Source organism: Microbacterium murale (assembly GCF_014635185.1).
Lineage (GTDB): Bacteria > Actinomycetota > Actinomycetes > Actinomycetales > Microbacteriaceae > Microbacterium > Microbacterium murale.
The window spans coordinates 12397-27910 of record NZ_BMCM01000005.1 but is presented as its reverse complement, the minus strand read 5'-3'; the positions used below and the strand labels follow the sequence as shown (position 1 = coordinate 27910).

The 15514-nt window shown below is 66.7% G+C and carries 18 protein-coding genes; 12 read left to right on the top strand and 6 right to left on the bottom strand.

The features are described from left to right. Positions 1-7 precede the first annotated feature (7 nt). The 3 genes from IEV67_RS14480 to IEV67_RS14470 are packed head-to-tail and all read left to right on the top strand — an operon-like array spanning position 8 to position 2860. On the top strand, positions 8-337 hold the full coding sequence (locus IEV67_RS14480) for a metal-sulfur cluster assembly factor (RefSeq protein WP_188437294.1): 330 nt from the start codon (positions 8-10) through the stop codon (positions 335-337). Between the two features lie 7 nt (positions 338-344). Beyond that, positions 345-1502, top strand: coding sequence for a MalY/PatB family protein (locus IEV67_RS14475; protein ID WP_188437293.1), 1158 nt, complete (start codon positions 345-347; stop codon positions 1500-1502). Beyond that, a complete protein-coding gene (locus IEV67_RS14470) occupies positions 1499-2860 on the top strand; it encodes an MFS transporter (RefSeq protein WP_188437292.1) in 1362 nt (453 codons plus the stop codon). The genes IEV67_RS14475 and IEV67_RS14470 overlap by 4 nt, the downstream gene beginning before the upstream one ends. Here the strand turns inward: IEV67_RS14470 and IEV67_RS14465 are convergent. The 4 genes from IEV67_RS14465 to IEV67_RS14450 all read right to left on the bottom strand — a co-directional run bounded on the left by IEV67_RS14465 (position 2782) and on the right by IEV67_RS14450 (position 6829). After that, positions 2782-4113, bottom strand: a complete 1332-nt coding sequence (locus IEV67_RS14465) for an acyltransferase family protein (protein WP_188437291.1) — start codon at positions 4111-4113, stop codon at positions 2782-2784. The genes IEV67_RS14470 and IEV67_RS14465 overlap by 79 nt on opposite strands. 99 nt (positions 4114-4212) lie before the next feature. After that, positions 4213-4881 (bottom strand): response regulator, encoded by a 669-nt coding sequence (locus tag IEV67_RS14460; RefSeq protein WP_188437290.1) that lies wholly within the window; start codon positions 4879-4881, stop codon positions 4213-4215. After that, complete coding sequence (locus tag IEV67_RS14455; RefSeq protein ID WP_188437289.1) at positions 4878-6170, bottom strand: sensor histidine kinase; 1293 nt, start codon at positions 6168-6170, stop codon at positions 4878-4880. Before IEV67_RS14455 ends, IEV67_RS14460 begins: the two co-directional genes overlap by 4 nt. After that, positions 6167-6829 (bottom strand): DedA family protein, encoded by a 663-nt coding sequence (locus IEV67_RS14450; RefSeq protein WP_188437288.1) that lies wholly within the window; start codon positions 6827-6829, stop codon positions 6167-6169. The genes IEV67_RS14455 and IEV67_RS14450 overlap by 4 nt, the downstream gene beginning before the upstream one ends. A 174-nt stretch (positions 6830-7003) precedes the next feature. Here IEV67_RS14450 and IEV67_RS14445 point away from each other — a divergent pair, with 174 nt between their 5' ends. Both IEV67_RS14445 and IEV67_RS14440 read left to right on the top strand, forming a co-directional pair. After that, a complete protein-coding gene (locus IEV67_RS14445) occupies positions 7004-8602 on the top strand; it encodes an ABC-F family ATP-binding cassette domain-containing protein (RefSeq protein ID WP_188437287.1) in 1599 nt (532 codons plus the stop codon). Between the two features lie 23 nt (positions 8603-8625). Further along, positions 8626-9363, top strand: coding sequence for a class I SAM-dependent methyltransferase (locus IEV67_RS14440; RefSeq protein WP_188437286.1), 738 nt, complete (start codon positions 8626-8628; stop codon positions 9361-9363). 99 nt (positions 9364-9462) lie between these two features. Here the strand turns inward: IEV67_RS14440 and IEV67_RS14435 are convergent, their stop codons facing one another. Then, positions 9463-10056 (bottom strand): histidine phosphatase family protein, encoded by a 594-nt coding sequence (locus IEV67_RS14435; protein ID WP_188437285.1) that lies wholly within the window; start codon positions 10054-10056, stop codon positions 9463-9465. A gap of 39 nt (positions 10057-10095) precedes the next feature. After that, on the bottom strand, positions 10096-10878 hold the full coding sequence (map, locus tag IEV67_RS14430; protein ID WP_188437284.1) for a type I methionyl aminopeptidase: 783 nt from the start codon (positions 10876-10878) through the stop codon (positions 10096-10098). A gap of 116 nt (positions 10879-10994) precedes the next feature. On the opposite strand from map, the gene IEV67_RS14425 reads away from it, so the two are divergent. The 7 genes from IEV67_RS14425 (at position 10995) to IEV67_RS14395 (ending at position 15431) form a co-directional block, all read left to right on the top strand. Next, on the top strand, positions 10995-11501 hold the full coding sequence (locus tag IEV67_RS14425; protein WP_188437283.1) for an MFS transporter permease: 507 nt from the start codon (positions 10995-10997) through the stop codon (positions 11499-11501). Positions 11502-11667: 166 nt separating this feature from the next. Continuing rightward, entirely contained in the window at positions 11668-12012 is a 345-nt protein-coding gene (gene rplS, locus IEV67_RS14420; protein ID WP_033107360.1) for a 50S ribosomal protein L19, read from the top strand. 125 nt (positions 12013-12137) lie between these two features. Continuing rightward, positions 12138-12869, top strand: coding sequence for a signal peptidase I (gene lepB, locus IEV67_RS14415; protein WP_188437282.1), 732 nt, complete (start codon positions 12138-12140; stop codon positions 12867-12869). Next, entirely contained in the window at positions 12866-13525 is a 660-nt protein-coding gene (gene rnhB, locus IEV67_RS14410; protein ID WP_188437281.1) for a ribonuclease HII, read from the top strand. Before lepB ends, rnhB begins: the two co-directional genes overlap by 4 nt. A gap of 20 nt (positions 13526-13545) precedes the next feature. Beyond that, positions 13546-13872 (top strand): DUF2469 family protein, encoded by a 327-nt coding sequence (locus IEV67_RS14405; protein ID WP_033107234.1) that lies wholly within the window; start codon positions 13546-13548, stop codon positions 13870-13872. A 93-nt stretch (positions 13873-13965) separates the two neighbouring features. Then, positions 13966-14328, top strand: coding sequence for a YraN family protein (locus tag IEV67_RS14400; RefSeq protein WP_188437280.1), 363 nt, complete (start codon positions 13966-13968; stop codon positions 14326-14328). Then, positions 14325-15431: a YifB family Mg chelatase-like AAA ATPase gene (locus IEV67_RS14395; protein WP_188437279.1), complete on the top strand. Its 1107-nt coding sequence runs from the start codon at positions 14325-14327 to the stop codon at positions 15429-15431. The genes IEV67_RS14400 and IEV67_RS14395 overlap by 4 nt, the downstream gene beginning before the upstream one ends. The last annotated feature ends 83 nt before the right edge of the window (positions 15432-15514 follow it).

Genomic DNA, 15514 nt, shown 5'->3' with positions numbered 1-15514 from the left:
TGATCGCATGACCGCGACTCTTGCCCCAGAGAAGTTCGATGAGGTCACCGAGGCTCTCAAGGACGTGATGGATCCCGAGCTCGGGATCAACGTCGTCGACCTCGGACTCATCTACGATCTCGCCTGGGACGACGAGAACGACGCCCTAGTGATCCACATGACACTGACGAGCGCCGGCTGCCCGCTCACCGATGTGCTCGAGGAGCAGACGGCTCAGGCACTGGATGCTGTGGTCGACCGCTTCCGCATCAACTGGGTGTGGATGCCGCCGTGGGGCCCGGAGAAGATCACGGATGACGGGCGCGACATGATGCGTGCCCTCGGCTTCGCCATCTAGCACCGCCGTGAGCACGATCGTCCGTGCGCTTCCGCTGAAGCAGCTCCGTGAGCGCACCAGCGAGAAGTGGCGGGAGTATCCGGCCGATGTGCTGCCGTTGTTCGTCGCCGAGACCGATTTCCCTCTAGCGCCCGGGATCACCCGGGCGCTGGAGCAGGCGGTGGCGGCGGGAGACACGGGGTATGTGGCCTCGCGCACGCCGCTCGCCGCCGCCTATTCGGAGTTCGCACGGCGTCGGTTCGGCTGGACGCCGGATCCTGCACGCATGCGTTCCACCGCTGATGTCAGCATGGGCATCGTCGAGATCCTGCGTCGCGTCACTGCACCAGGCGACCGTGTGATCGTGATGCCGCCGGTCTACCCGCCGTTCTACGACCTGGTCGAAGAGGCCGGGGCGATCGTCGAGCGGGTGCCGCTCCGCGACACCGCAACGGCCTGGGAGATCGACCTCGACGGCGTCCGCAGTGCGTTGGAGGGCGGCGCACGCGCGATCCTGCTCTGCAGCCCGCACAATCCCACGGGCACCGTGCATTCCGCCGCCTCGCTCACGGCGCTTGCGGAACTCGCCGCTGTTCACGGCGCGGCGGTCGTCTCCGACGAGATCCATGCGCCGCTGGCGCAGCCGGATGCCGGGTTCACGCCTTTCCTCGCGGTGTCGGACGTCGCGCGCGAGGTCGGCTACGCCGTCGTGAGCGCGAGCAAGGCGTTCAACCTCGCCGGCCTCAAGTGCGCGCTGATCGTCACAGCATCCGATGATCCGACGCGGGTCCTGCGCTCCCTGCCGATCGAGGTGGAGTGGCGCACCGGCCAGTTCGGTCTTCTCGCCGCCGTCGCCGCATTCAGCGCGGAGAGCGACGAGTGGCTCGACGGGCTGCTCGCGACTCTCGACGAGAACCGGCGCCTGCTCGCGACTCTCCTCTCCGAGCATGTCCCCGACGCTCGTTACCGGATTCCGGACGCAGGATACCTCGCGTGGATCGACTTGACCGATCTCGGCTGGGGTGAGAACCCGGCCAGGCGGATCCTCAGGGAGGCCAAGGTCGCACTGCACTACGGGCACGCTTTCGGCGCGGAAGGCGCAGGTCACGTGCGCCTCAACTTCGGCACCGGTCCCGAGATCCTGACTGAGGCCGTCGCGCGCATCGCCGCGCTCCGTGACGTATGACCGACGTTCATCCCGTCTCGATTTGGGATCGGGAACGCATCTGGGTGACGGTCGGCGCCACTGCGCTGATCTTCCTCGGCGCGATCGAGGCGCTGGCAGTGACGACGGTCATGCCTGTTGTCAGCGAGGCGCTCGACGGGCAGGCGCTCTTCGCCGTGGCATTCGCGGGGACACTGGCCACCAGCGTGATCGGCATGGTCGCGTGTGGTGCCGCATCGGATGTCCGCGGCCCGCGAGGCGCTCTTTACACCGCGGTGACGCTCTTCGTCGCCGGACTCGTCATCTCAGGGTTCGCGTTCACGATGGAGCAGTTCCTGATCGGACGACTCGTGCAGGGGCTCGGTGCCGGCGGTCAGACCGTTGCTCTGTACGTGGTCGTCGCACGCCTGTACCCCCCTCATCTGCACGGACGGATCTTCGCGGTATTCGCTGCCGCCTGGGTGGTCCCCTCGATGATCGGACCGTTCCTCGCGGGCGCCGTCGCCGAGTTCCTGGACTGGCGCTGGGCGTTCCTCGGTGTCGCAGTTCTGACCCTGATCGCATTCGTCACGATCGCCGCGCGTCTGCACGGTGTCGACTTGGGCGGCGGGAACGCCTTGAGCGTCGGTCGAGTCTGGCTTCGGTTGCTGCTCGCCCTCGTCGTGGCCGTCGCCGCAGTGACCGTTGGACTCGCTGCCGACCTCCCTCCGAGTACTGGTTGGCCGACGGCTGTCGTGGCGGTGCTCATCATCGGGTTCGCCGTGCTGAAGCTGCTGCCCAGAGGCACGCTTCGCGCTGCGCGTGGACTGCCGAGCGTGGTGCTGGCGCGCGGACTCATCGCCGGGGCGTTCTTCGCCGCAGAAGCGTACATCCCGTATCTGCTCATGGAGCAGTTCGGCTTCTCACCGACCTGGTCGGGAGTCGCGCTGATGCTGGGCGCCTTGGCGTGGGCCGGGGGATCCGCACTTCAGGGGAGATACGGAGAGGCGCTCGGCAACCACCGCATCGCGATGACCAGCATCGCGCTGATCCTCGTGGCACTCCTTGCGGTGCTCGTGACGGCACTCGCGGATGCTTCGCCGATCGTCATCGTCGTCAGCTGGGGACTCGCGGGAGGAGGCATGGGGCTCATATATCCGCGTCTCAACGTGCTGATGCTGGCGTATTCGGAGCGGGGCAACGAAGGGTTCAACTCGTCAGCGCTATCGATCTCGGACGCCACCGGATCTGCCATGGCCGTCGCACTGGCGGGACTCGGCGTGGCGACCCTCGGTGGGGGCGTGCACGCGTTCCCGGTCGTCTACGCATTCTGCATCGCTCTGGTGCTTGTCGCGGCGATTCCCGGGTTGCGGCTCGGCCACGCCGCCGAAGCGGCGTGACGCGGACGCGCAAGTCGCAGGGACGCGATCAGCAGAGCCACCGCGATCATGGCGGTCACCGGCGTCGTGCCGACGACCAGCAGCCCGACGATGGCGACGGTGCCGATCGCGCTCGCTGCGAAGAGACGCCCATTGGAACGCGTGGGTTCCGGAATGCGCCGTGCCTCGATGCCGGCGAGCACGGAGGCGATGAGGGCGGTCAACACGACGACTGTGGCGAGCCACAGCGGCCTGGTCGTCCACCATGCGATGCTGCTGGGCTCTGGCAGAGCGATGCCTGTCGTCAACGCGAAGACCGCTGACACTCCAGCCATGGCGAGCAGCACCGGCATGTGCCACAGGTAGATGGTCATGGCACGCGGGGTGACGAAGTTGCGGAACCGGGTGGGAAGGGGACGCGCGCTCCACACCGCCAGGCGTCCGCGCAGCAGCGAGAGCAGCATGGTGTGTGCGACTCCTACGAGCAGCAGTGACGCCGTGGGCGGATTGATGTTCGCGATCAGGTCGGGGGAGTACACGCCGGTGAGGAACGTGCCGGCGAGGGCGGCGACGGCCGCGACGCCGATCACCGTCCGGGTGCGTCGGCTGAGAGCGTCGATCCGTCCGTCGGCGAAGAAGAAGCCGAGCTGCTGCAGCGCGAGCCAGACGAACGCGAGGTTCACGAACCCGACGCCCTCGATGCCGGTCGCATTGCGCACGGCATCCACTGCCACGGCCGCGGCGACGAGCAGAGTGATCGTGATCCACGGGGCGCGTCTGTGGGCAGCCGCGAACAGCGGCAGCAGCACCTGGCACAGCAGGAAGACGCCGAGGAACCAGAGCGGTTGGCCGTAGCGGTAGCCGGCGATCGCCACGAGATCAGCGGGAACCCCGTTCGCGAGAAGCACTGTCAACACGATGCCGACGACGCCGATCGTGACGACGGCGGGCAGGACGAGCCGGTGGATGCGTGCCGCCACGAACTCCTTCGCGGTGCCGCCGCGCTGCTGCGCGCGCCGGAGCGATGTGTATCCGGCGAATCCGCCGATGACGAAGAACAGCGGCATGACCTGCAGCACCCAGCTCAGCGGAGTGATCCACCACGAGCCGTCACTGGCATTGGCGAACAGAGGACCGGATTCGGTGACTGTGACGCCCACCATCATCGAGTGCAGCAGGACGACTCCGAGCACGCACAGCGCTCGCACGAAGTCGATGCCGGTGTCGCGCGTCGATTTGGTGGTGATGCTCGATCGCAGTTCCGCGATGGCCATGACGTCCTCCTCAGTGGGTGTTCGAGGAGGTTATTCACGCGGCGGCCGTGGTCACATCACACTGCGGGGTCGTCATGACCCCTACCGCGGTAGGGCAGATCAGGCGGGTTCGGCGAGCCCGGTGTCGTAGGCGAAGATCACGGCCTGCACGCGGTCGCGTGCGCCGATCTTCGCGAGCACCTTGCCGACATGCGTCTTCACGGTCTGCTCCGCGATGAACAGGGTGGCGGCGATCTCGTTGTTCGAGCGGCCCTGTCCGATGAGGACCAGCACCTCTCGCTCGCGGTCGGTGAGCTCGGCGAGCAGATTGCCGGATGCCGTGGCGCGCGGTTTCTGCGTCGCGAACTGCGCGATCATGCGCCGGGTGACGCTGGGCGACAGCAGTGCGTCACCCGCGGCGATCACGCGCACGGCGTGCACGAGCTCCTCCGGCAGGGCGTCCTTGAGCAGGAACCCGCTGGCACCGGCTTTCAGAGCGTCGTAGACGTAATCGTCGATGTCGAACGTGGTGAGCATCAGGATGCGCGGCACTTTGGCGGCGGGGTAACCGGGTCCGAGGATGCGCCTGGTCGCCTCGATTCCGTCGAGTTCCGGCATCCGCACGTCCATCAGGATGACGTCGGGATCGAGCCTGGCGGCGAGCGCCACGGCCTCTGCGCCATCCGATGCCTGGCCGGTGACGGTGATGCCATCGTGAGCGTCGAGGAGCGCGGCGAAGCCGGCGCGCACCATCGCCTGATCGTCGGCGATGAGGACTTCGATGCTCACATGCTCTCCTGCTTCGACACCCACGGAAGCGCAGCGGCCACGGTCCAGTCGCCGTCCGCATCCGGACCGGCCTCAAGAGTACCGTCGACGAGGGCGACACGTTCTCTCATCCCGCGAAGGCCGTGCCCATTGGACTGTGCAGCACTCGGCGATGTCTCACCGGTCGCGGCGGTGTTGTGCACGCGGAGACGTATCGCCGAGTCATCGGTGCGGACACTGACCGAGATGCGGGATCCGGGGGCGTGCCGCACGGCGTTGCTCAGTGCTTCCTGGACGATGCGGAACGCGGCGATCTGCACGCCGGCCGGTGCAGCGGACACGTCAGCGGTGACGAGCTCGAGCCCGACGTCGACGCCGGCGCGTCGGATGCTGTCGACGAGCGCCGGAATGTCGTCGATGCCCTGTTGCGGGGCGAGTTCGGCGGACTGGTCCTCGGTGCGCAGCACCCCCAGCAGACGACGCATCTCCGTGAGCGACGAGCGGGCCGTGGCCGCCAGATCGTCGAACTCGGATGCCGCGTCAGCCGGGAGATCGGGCAGCCGGTAGCGGGCGGTGGAGGCCTGCACCTGGATCACCGACATGCTGTGCGCGATGACGTCGTGCAATTCGCGTGCGATCCGGGTGCGTTCCTCGATCAGTTCCCGCCGGGCCTGCTCCTCTGCGGTGTGCTCACGTTGGCGGGTGAGTTCGTCACCCAGGCGTAACCGTCCCGCCAGCAGCACCGCGATCAGATAGATGCCGCCGACGACCGAGGTCGTGACGATGAGCGAGTTCGCACTTGGCACCGTTGGCAGCATCACCGACGCGACGAGACCCGCGGCCGTGCCCAGCGCGAGCATGATCAGTCCGTGGCGCCACCCGTGTTGGAAGGTGAGCGCGGCGACCGTGACGGCGAAGGCGATGAGCATCGGGACCGACCATGGCCACGGTGCGTGCAGCGCCGCGTCTCTGCTGATCGTGAGGGGGATCAGCACTGCGGCGACCGTGAACATGATGATCGCCAGGTTCGGATATCGGACGCCGACCAGAGCCGCGGTGACCGCGACTGCTGCCAGGAGCATCATGATGGGAACAGAGCTGGCGTACAGCGCGACGTGCACGGGGACGGTGACCGAGTAGAGCACCAGGGCGATCGCCGAGAGGATCACGATCATCGTGGTGCGTCGGTCGAGCGGACGGCGGGCCGCCCTGCCCCGCTGCTTCCGCTCGCGCTTCTCGTTCTTCTGCTCGCGCTTGTGCTCGCGCTTGTACTCGCGCTTCTCGAGTCGGGCGGCCTTCATGGGAGTCATCCTGTCACTCCTGCGGGTTGGCCGGCGTGCACCTCGTCGTCGGCAGATCCGCAGTCGACAACGGTGCGGCGTCGGCGGATCGCCGCTGCCACGCGGTCGATCACGAAGCCGAGCACCAGAGCGAAGGCGACGCCGAAGACCGCGCTGAGCAGTGGCTGATCCTCGAGCCAGTGACCAGCGAGCAGGCCGATGCCGGCGCTGTACACAGCCCACATCACACCGCCGACGACGCTGAGCGGCAGGAAGCGCCGCCAGGAGTATCCGAGCGCGCCTGCCGACATGTTCACCGCGACGCGGCCGACCGGGATGTAGCGGGCGCCGAGGATCAGCGGCGCGCCGCTGCGTGACAGAGTGCGCTGCGCACGATCGAACGCCGCAGCCACCCTCGGCCGGCGCATCCACGCGAACCGCGTCGTGCCGACCGACCGACCGATCGCGTACGCGATGTTGTCGCCGATCATCGCCCCGAGAGCGGCGACGGCGATCAGCAGCGGCATGTTCGTCTCGCCAGTGGATGCCGCGACGGCTGCCGCGGCGACGAGCACGGTCTCGCTGGGGATGGGCGGGAAGAAGCCGTCGATCACCGCAGTCGCGAACATCACGAGGTAGAGCCAGGGCGAGGCGGCGGCTTGAAGGATGAGGTCGTTGACGATGTCCACCCGTAGAACGTACGTATCGGCCGGGTACGCCCACATCACCCTCAGGTATCGACCTCGTCATACTCCAGAGGTGTCTTGTACATGCTCCTGTGGGCGTCCTGACAGACGAGCCGACCTATACTGAGAGGCTGGCCCATCGGCCGACTTCCCTCCCTGACGAAACGGACCATTGCTGTGCTTGCCGTGCACGACCTCGAGATTCGCGTTGGCGCCCGCCTCCTCATGGACGGCGTGTCGTTCCGCGTCTCCGACGGCGACAAGATCGGACTGGTCGGCCGCAACGGCGCCGGCAAGACCACTCTGACGAAGGTGCTCGCAGGCGACCTGCTGCCTTCGGACGGCAAGGTGACGAAGTCCGGTGAGCTCGGCTACCTGCCGCAGGACCCCCGCAGCGGTGATCCGGAGATGCTCGCGCGCACGCGCATCCTCGACGCACGAGGCCTCGGCACGATCCAGCTGGGCATGACCAAGGCCGCTGAGGACATGGCATCGTCTGACCCGGCCGTGGCCGACAAGGCCATGCGTCGATTCGGCAATCTCACGGAGCAGTTCGAAGGACTCGGCGGGTATGCTGCGGAGGCTGAAGCGGCCTCCATCGCCAACAACCTTTCGCTGCCGGACCGGATTCTCGACCAGCCGTTGAAGTCGCTCTCCGGTGGTCAGCGCCGACGCATCGAGCTCGCGCGCATCCTGTTCTCCGACGCCGAGACGATGATCCTCGATGAGCCGACGAACCACCTCGACGCCGACAGCGTCGTGTGGCTGCGTGAGTTCCTGAAGAGCTACAAGGGCGGGCTGATCGTGATCAGCCACGATGTCGAGATCGTCGGCGAGACGGTCAACCGGGTGTTCTACCTGGACGCGAACCGTCAGAACATCGACATCTACAACATGAACTGGAAGAACTACCTCCGCCAGCGGGTCGCCGACGAGGAGCGTCGCAAGAAGGAGCGCGCGAACGTCGAGAAGAAGGCGACCACGCTGCAGCAGCAGGCCGCTCGCTTCGGAGCCAAGGCGTCGAAGGCCGCCGCTGCGCACCAGATGGTGGCGCGCGCCGAGAAGATGCTGGCCGGCCTGGATGACGTGCGCGAAGTCGATCGCGTCGCCAAGCTGCGCTTCCCGAAGCCCGCGCCCTGCGGCAAGACGCCGATGATGGCGACGGGCCTGTCGAAGTCGTACGGGTCGCTGGAGATCTTCACCGATGTCGACCTCGCGATCGACCGCGGTTCGAAGGTCGTCGTGCTCGGACTCAACGGTGCGGGAAAGACCACGCTGTTGCGCATGCTCGCCGGCGTCGACGAGCCGGACACGGGCGAGCTGCAGCCCGGCTTCGGCGTGAAGATCGGCTACTACGCGCAGGAGCACGAGAACCTCGACGTGGAGCGGTCTGTGCTCCAGAACATGGTCTCGGCAGCCCCGCACATCACGGAGATGGAGGCGCGACGGGTTCTCGGCTCGTTCCTGTTCACGGGCGACGATGTGCTCAAGCCCGCCGGGGTTCTCTCCGGTGGCGAGAAGACGCGTCTGTCCCTGGCGACCCTCGTTGTGTCATCCGCGAACCTGCTGCTGCTCGATGAGCCCACGAACAACCTCGACCCCGCGTCGCGTGAGGAGATCCTCGACGCCCTGGCGCACTACGAGGGCGCTGTGGTGCTCGTCTCGCACGACCCTGGGGCCGTCCAGTCGCTCAACCCCGAGCGCGTGCTGATCCTGCCTGACGGAGTCGAAGACATCTGGAGCCAGGAGTACCAGGACCTGATCGAACTCGCGTAGCCTGCGGCTGTTAGCGTCGAGGCATGCAGAAGCAGCAGCTGGCGAAGTCGTTCGAGAACATCGGCGAGGAGTACGACCGGTTCCGGCCGGGGTTCCCTGATGCCGCCGCAGCCGAGATCCTTCCTTCGCGCGTGAGCACGGTGCTCGACCTCGGAGCCGGCACCGGCAAGTTCACCGAACTGCTCTTCACTCGCGCCGACCGAGTGATCGCGGTCGAGCCGTCTGCGGCGATGCTCGATGTGCTTCGCGCCAAGCTTCCCGACACCGAGGCGATCGTCGCGGGTGCGGAGAGCATCCCGCTGCCCGATTTGTCGGTGGATGCCGTCACCGTCGCGCAGGCGTTCCACTGGTTCGATCGTGATCCCGCGTGCGCGGAGATCGCCCGTGTGCTCGTTCCGGGCGGCACGCTGGGCCTGCTCTGGAACCACTCGGATCCGACGTGCGCCTGGGACCGTGCCTGCCATCGCGTCGCCCACCCGGCAGTGGCCGAGAAGGATGCGACGACCGAATCCGCCGCGGAGGATCTGCCCGGATTCACCTTCGACCGCAGAGCCGAGATCGCATGGTCGGAGAGCATCACCCGCGCCGACTACATCGCTCGTTGGCTCACGGTGAGCAGCTTTCTCGTCGCCGATGAGGAGACCCGCGCGGGTATGGTCGCCGGGATCGAGGAGATTCTGGATACGGACCCTCAGACCGCGGGTCAGCCGCGGTTCGAGCTCCCCATGCTGACCGAAGTCTTCGTCTACCGCGCGGTCTGACCGCGATTATCCTGCTTGAGGCAACATCCGCTGCGTGAGACACCCCGCTATGGTTGGGGTCTCATGCAGACGGTGGGGTCTCACGCGAGAGAGTAGTGGCTACAGCATCCGCTCGGAACGGGCGGTCACCTCGAACACCGAGCCGAGCGGATGCCGCAGCGCGAGCGCCTGCGCAGCATCCAGTCCGCGCAGCTCCGCGCGCAGCATCCGCCCGATCATCTCGTGCGTCACAAGGACAGGGACTCCGTCGGCCGCCCATCCGCATGCCGACAGCGCCGTACGCGCCCTGCCCCGCGCCGCGGCGTAACTCTCCCCGCCGGGGAACGCCCAGCCGTAGCGATTCTCCGCGCGTGCCTCACGCGCGCCGGGGAACGCCTCCTCGATCTCGACGCGGGTCATGCCTGCCATCTCGCCCAGGTGCAGCTCGCTGAGTTCAGGCACCTCGACCAGGTCTGCGCCGAGCCGCTCGGCGATGATGACCGCTGTTCGCAGCGCGCGTCCCTGCGGGCTGGAGCACACCGTGCGTGCGCCGAACGGCACCAATCGCTCGGCGACCGCCGACGCCTGGGCGATGCCGTCCGCCGTCAGGGCGGAATCGAGCTGACCGTGCAACCGCCCTTCGCGATTCCACTGGGTCTGGCCGTGACGCACGAGCAGCACACGGTGCGGTACGTGACGGTCCTCAGGGATCATGCCCTCAGAGTGGCATACCCGAGCGCGAAAGCGGAGAAGTCAGTTCACCCCGAGGAAAGAGCGGTCGGTGAGGATGATGGGACCGTCCTCGGTGACCGCGATCGTGTGCTCGGAGTGCGCGCCTCGAGAGCCGTCGACACTGCGCAGCGTCCAACCGTCCGGGTCGGTGACGAGCTCGTCGGTGGTGGCGAGCAGCCACGGCTCGATCGCGAACACGAGCCCCGCGCGGAGCGGGAAGCCGCGGCCCGCACGGCCGTCGTTCGGGATATGCGGGTCGCCGTGCATGATGCGGCCGACCCCGTGACCCCCGAAGTCGGTGTTGATGGAGTAGCCCTCGCCGTGCGAGATCGCGGCGATCGCCGCAGAGATGTCGCCGATGCGATTGCCGATCGTGGCGGCTTCGATAGCCGCATCCAGCGCCCTCTCGGTGGTGTCGATGAGGCGGAGGTCCTCGTCGCGGGGCGTGCCGACGACGAATGACACGGCGGAGTCGGCGACCCAGCCGTCCACGGAGACCGCGAAGTCCAACGTCACCAGGTCGCCGTCACGAAGCGTGTAGTCATGGGGGAGTCCGTGCAGCACGGCATCGTTGATCGAGGTGCAGATGACCTTGCCGAACGGACTGGCGCCGAACGAGGGGTGGTAGTCGATGTAGCAGGATTCGGCGCCCTGCTTGCGGATCATGTCGTGCGCACGCCGATCGATCGAGAGCAGATTCGTTCCGATCTTCGTCTCATCGCGCAGCGTCGCGAGTGTCTCGGCGACGAATCGTCCGGCCGCTCGCATCTCGTCGATCTCGGCAGGGGTGCGCAATTCGATCATGGTGTTCCTCTCGTCTGTTCCATTCTCCCCGATGCGCGCGGTCTGTCCGATGCGTGCGGTCCATGCTCACAGCGAACACCCGCCGTGCGCGCAGGAGAGAGTCGTACGATCTCAGCATGTGGTTGCGACGAGCGTTCTATCGATGGCTCATGCCGGCGGCTGTCGTGCTGCCGTTGTGGCTGCTGATCGGCTGGGGGATCTTCAATGCCGGCGGGTGGGCATTCCTCTGGGTGCTGTTCATCGCGATCCCGTCGGTGTTCATCGGTCAGCTCGCCCTCACTCTGCTGGTGCGCGCGCGTGCATCGGTGCGCGAGACCCGCATGGTGTCGTGGTGGGACGTGCTGGGATTCGGCGTCTGGCATGCGTTGACGATCGCCGTCGGCTGCTACCCGCAGGCATGGTTCCCGCTCCTTCTCACCGGCGCGATCGCTGTGGCGCTGGCGCTGTTCTGGCTCATGCTGCGACAGTTGTGGGACGAGGCGCGCGGCGCGGGTGGCGGCATCCGCGTCACGATCCCCACTGTCGGTGCGCCGCAGCCGGAGGCTGAGACCGAACGCCCGCGTCGCACGCCCGCCGACGGCGAAGTGTTCGTGATCAGGGAGAAGCCCGCCTCAGAGCACTGATCCGTGTTTTGGTGCCATGCCGGATCCATGGCAGAATAGATCTTTGTGCCGTTACCGGCTCTGCCTCAGGGGAGCCCGCGGTCGCATCACGCGCCGTCAAGCACACATTCACGTAATCCTTCCATCCCATGCATCCGACCTGAGGCGAGTGCAGAGAGAGACGATCATGCAGATCCTGGATGCCGTCGACGCGGCTTCGCTCCGTTCCGACATTCCTGACTTCAACCCCGGTGACACCGTCAAGGTGCACGTGAACATCACCGAGGGCACCCGCTCCCGTGTCCAGGTCTTCCAGGGCATCGTCATCGGCCGCCAGGGCGATGGCGTGCGCGAGACCTTCACAGTCCGCAAGATCAGCTTCCAGGTGGGCGTCGAGCGCACCTTCCCGGTGCACAGCCCGGTGATCGACCACATCGAGGTCGTCACCCGCGGTGACGTGCGTCGCGCGAAGCTCTACTACCTCCGCGAACTCCGCGGCAAGAAGGCCAAGATCAAGGAGAAGCGCGGCTGACGCAGCTTCTTCTTCACAGAGCACCCCGGGACACAGCGTCCCGGGGTGCTTTCGTTCACGCCGGAGTGTGCGAACCTAGATGGTGCCGTCAGAGCGCGGTGCGAAGACCCTCCTGAAGGAATGCGATGACGACTGAATCCGCCCCCGACGTGCGTCACAAGAGGCGCCGCGGATTCCTGATCTTCCTTCGAGACGTTCTGGTGATCATCGTGATCGCGGCGCTCGTGTCCTTCCTCGTCAAGACATTCGTCGTGCGCTCGTTCTACATCCCGTCGGCCTCGATGGAACGCACGCTCCTCGTCAACGACCGGATCCTGGTCGATGAGCTGACGCCGAACTGGACGGGGTATGCGCGAGGCGATGTGGTCGTGTTCGAGGATCCGGGCGGATGGCTGCCCGCCCACACGCAGGAGCCGGCCGGTCCGCCTCTGGTCGAGGCGATCGACTCGGTACTCACCCTCATCGGGCTCTCCGCTTCGGACAGCGAGGATCATCTGGTCAAGCGCCTGATCGGCCTGCCAGGTGATCACGTCGTCTGCTGCAATTCACTCGGACAGATCGAGATCAACGGCGCTCCCATCGACGAGCTGTCGTATCTGAACCTGCCTGAGGGCGACACGGCGGCATCCAACGAGCCGTTCGATGTCACGGTCCCCGAGGGCTCCCTCTGGCTGATGGGCGACAACCGGGACCGTTCGCAGGACGCACGCGCGCACCAGGATCTGCCCAGCGGCGGCTTCGTTCCGCTGGACAACGTGGTGGGCAAGACGTTCGTGACCACGTGGCCGCTGAACCGGATAGGCACGGTCGATGGTCATCACGAAGTGTTCAACGGCGTACCGGATCCGCAGGAATGACTGTCGTCGCGCCCACGCTCAGACTCGAGCGCAAGCTGCTCGCCGAGTTCGACCTGATCATCTCGCTCGACGAAGTCGGTCGCGGCGCGCTTGCCGGTCCTGTCGCGGTCGGTGCATCGGTCATGGATGCTGCCGGCTGCCGTCGTCGGGTCCCAGAGGGGCTGCGCGACTCGAAACTCGTCACCGAGAAGCGCCGACCCGACGTGGCCGCTCGCGCCGCTGCCTGGGTGCAGGCATCCGGTGTCGGGTGGGCGAGCGCCGCCGAGGTCGATGACGGAGGCATCATGCGTGCGCTGGGACTTGCGGCATCCCGTGCGATCGATGCCGTCGTCGCATTGGGCGCGTCGCTCGACGGAGCTCTGGTGATCCTCGACGGCAACTACGACTACGTCTCGCGCGTGCACTCGGCACCCCTGCAGGTGCGCTCGGTGATCAAGGGCGACCGCGACTGCGCCTCGGTGTCGGCGGCGTCGGTCATCGCCAAGGTCGCACGCGATGACCACATGAGCGCACTGCACGTCGATCACCCGGCGTATCAATGGGACCGCAACAAGGGCTATGCGAGCCTGGAGCACCGCGCGGCGATCCGTGAGGCGGGGCTCTCGCCGTTCCACCGCGCGTCGTGGGCGATCGCCGATGCCCCCACTCTCTTCTGAACTCGTAGGATGGACTCATCATGGACGAAGAGGCATTCGACGATTACGACCGCGAACTCGAACTCGCACTGTTCCGCGAGTATCGCGACGTCGTTGGGCAGTTCCAGTACGTCGTCGAGACCGAGCGCCGGTTCTATCTCGCGAATGAGGTGAACGTCGTCCGGCGAGACACCGAGCACGATTTCTACTTCGAGATCTCGATGACCGATGTCTGGGTCTGGGACATCTACCGCGCCGACCGCTTCGTCAAGGCCGTTCGGGTGCTGACGTTCAAGGACGTCAATGTCGAAGAGCTGCAGCGGCGTGAGTTCGAGCTTCCCGAGGAGCTCTCGCTCGACGGCAAGTGACTCTCTCGGCACCGAAAATCATTTTGGTGCCGGATCCCCAGGTCGCGTGAATCACGCGGATGAAGGATCTGCGATCACGCGCATGCTGTCTCCATGGCAGCGAAAGACGACCTCGGACGTGCGGGTGAAGACCGCGCCGCACAGCACCTGGCCGCGCACGGGTATCGCATCCTCGATCGCAATTGGCGCTGCGCCCAGGGCGAGATCGACATCGTCGCCGAGCTCGACGGCATCCTCGGCATCGTCGAGGTCAAGACCAGGCGCAGCACAGGCTTCGGCCATCCCTTCGACGCGATAGACGAGCGCAAGAGGCTGCGGCTCTGGCGGTTGGGATACGCGTGGGCCGCTGAGCATCGAGATCTCGCCGGACACCGGATGCTGCGCCTCGAGATCATCGGGATCGTCGGCGCAGACCCGGCGACGGGCACGCTCGAGCACTTGGTCGACCTGCGATGAAGACGGCTCGCACGTGGGCTGTCGCTCTCACCGGTGTCGACGGCCACCTCGTCGAGATCGAGGCGGACGTGTCGAACCAGACACCGGGGTTCAAGATCGTCGGCCTGCCGGACAAAGCGCTGGGTGAAGCCGCGCAGCGCGTGCACAACGCCGTGACGAACGCGCAACTGGAGTTGACTCGCCGCAGGCTCACGGTGAATCTCTCGCCGGCGAGCCTGCCCAAGCACGGCAGCGGATTCGACCTCGGTATCGCGATCTCTGCCGTCGCGACCGGGGGAGTGCTCGACGCCGGGTCGATCGCGCGCACCGTGCACATCGGCGAGCTGGGCCTCGACGGCAGGGTACGTCCGGTGCCTGGCGTGCTCCCCGCGGTCTTCGCAGCCGCCCGCGCGGGATTCGAACAGGTGATCGTGCCCCATGCGAACGCGGCGGAGGCGCGACTCGTGCCGGGGATGCAGGTGCGCGCCGCGACCACGCTCGCGGAGGTGGCGATGTGGCACGGCGCCGACATCGCACCTGTCGACGTCGAACCAGTGACTGCCGCTGTTGCGCCCCGGCACGAGCCGGAGATCCTCGATCTCGTCGATGTCGTCGGACAGGAGGAGGCCGTCGAGGCCCTGATCGTCGCTGCTGCCGGTGGACATCACCTGCTGATGAGCGGCCCGCCAGGGGCGGGGAAGACGATGCTGGCGCGTCGGCTGCCGGGGATACTTCCTCCATTGACCGAGGACGCGGCACTGGAGGTCGCGTCGATACGATCGCTTTCCGGCGCAGCCGTCGACGTTCTCGACGACGTGCCGCCGCTGGAGGCGCCGCATCACAGCGCCTCGGTGGCAGCGCTCGTCGGCGGTGGTTCGAGGGCGGTCAGGCCCGGGGCGATCGTCCGCGCTCATCGGGGAATCCTGTTCCTGGATGAGGCAGCGGAGTTCTCACGTGTCGCACTCGACGCGCTGCGCCAGCCGTTGGAGACAGGGAGCATCGAGATCGACCGCGCCGGCTTCCGTGCCCGGTTCCCCGCACGATTCCAGCTTGCAGTCCTTTGTGTACGTCTGGACACTATCCAGTCATCGCGGAGACCTCGACCGGATGCCGGAGGTCGCTAGTCATGGTCTCTTCGTGGCCCTGCCTCAGGCTCGTTTCGTCCGCAATCGAACGGGCTGGCGATCTGATCATCAGGTTGGACCGT

Bases quoted from the DNA above. Each gene is read 5' to 3' on its own strand.
- IEV67_RS14480 (WP_188437294.1), top strand. From the start codon at position 8: ATGACCGCGACTCTTGCCCCAGAGAAGTTCGATGAGGTCACCGAGGCT.
- IEV67_RS14470 (WP_188437292.1), top strand. From the start codon at position 1,499: ATGACCGACGTTCATCCCGTCTCGATTTGGGATCGGGAACGCATCTGG.
- IEV67_RS14465 (WP_188437291.1), bottom strand. From the start codon at position 4,113: ATGGCCATCGCGGAACTGCGATCGAGCATCACCACCAAATCGACGCGC.
- IEV67_RS14455 (WP_188437289.1), bottom strand. From the start codon at position 6,170: ATGACTCCCATGAAGGCCGCCCGACTCGAGAAGCGCGAGTACAAGCGC.
- IEV67_RS14440 (WP_188437286.1), top strand. From the start codon at position 8,626: ATGCAGAAGCAGCAGCTGGCGAAGTCGTTCGAGAACATCGGCGAGGAG.
- IEV67_RS14435 (WP_188437285.1), bottom strand. From the start codon at position 10,056: ATGATCCCTGAGGACCGTCACGTACCGCACCGTGTGCTGCTCGTGCGT.
- map (WP_188437284.1), bottom strand. From the start codon at position 10,878: ATGATCGAATTGCGCACCCCTGCCGAGATCGACGAGATGCGAGCGGCC.
- IEV67_RS14425 (WP_188437283.1), top strand. From the start codon at position 10,995: ATGTGGTTGCGACGAGCGTTCTATCGATGGCTCATGCCGGCGGCTGTC.
- rplS (WP_033107360.1), top strand. From the start codon at position 11,668: ATGCAGATCCTGGATGCCGTCGACGCGGCTTCGCTCCGTTCCGACATT.
- lepB (WP_188437282.1), top strand. From the start codon at position 12,138: ATGACGACTGAATCCGCCCCCGACGTGCGTCACAAGAGGCGCCGCGGA.
- rnhB (WP_188437281.1), top strand. From the start codon at position 12,866: ATGACTGTCGTCGCGCCCACGCTCAGACTCGAGCGCAAGCTGCTCGCC.
- IEV67_RS14405 (WP_033107234.1), top strand. From the start codon at position 13,546: ATGGACGAAGAGGCATTCGACGATTACGACCGCGAACTCGAACTCGCA.
- IEV67_RS14400 (WP_188437280.1), top strand. From the start codon at position 13,966: ATGGCAGCGAAAGACGACCTCGGACGTGCGGGTGAAGACCGCGCCGCA.
- IEV67_RS14395 (WP_188437279.1), top strand. From the start codon at position 14,325: ATGAAGACGGCTCGCACGTGGGCTGTCGCTCTCACCGGTGTCGACGGC.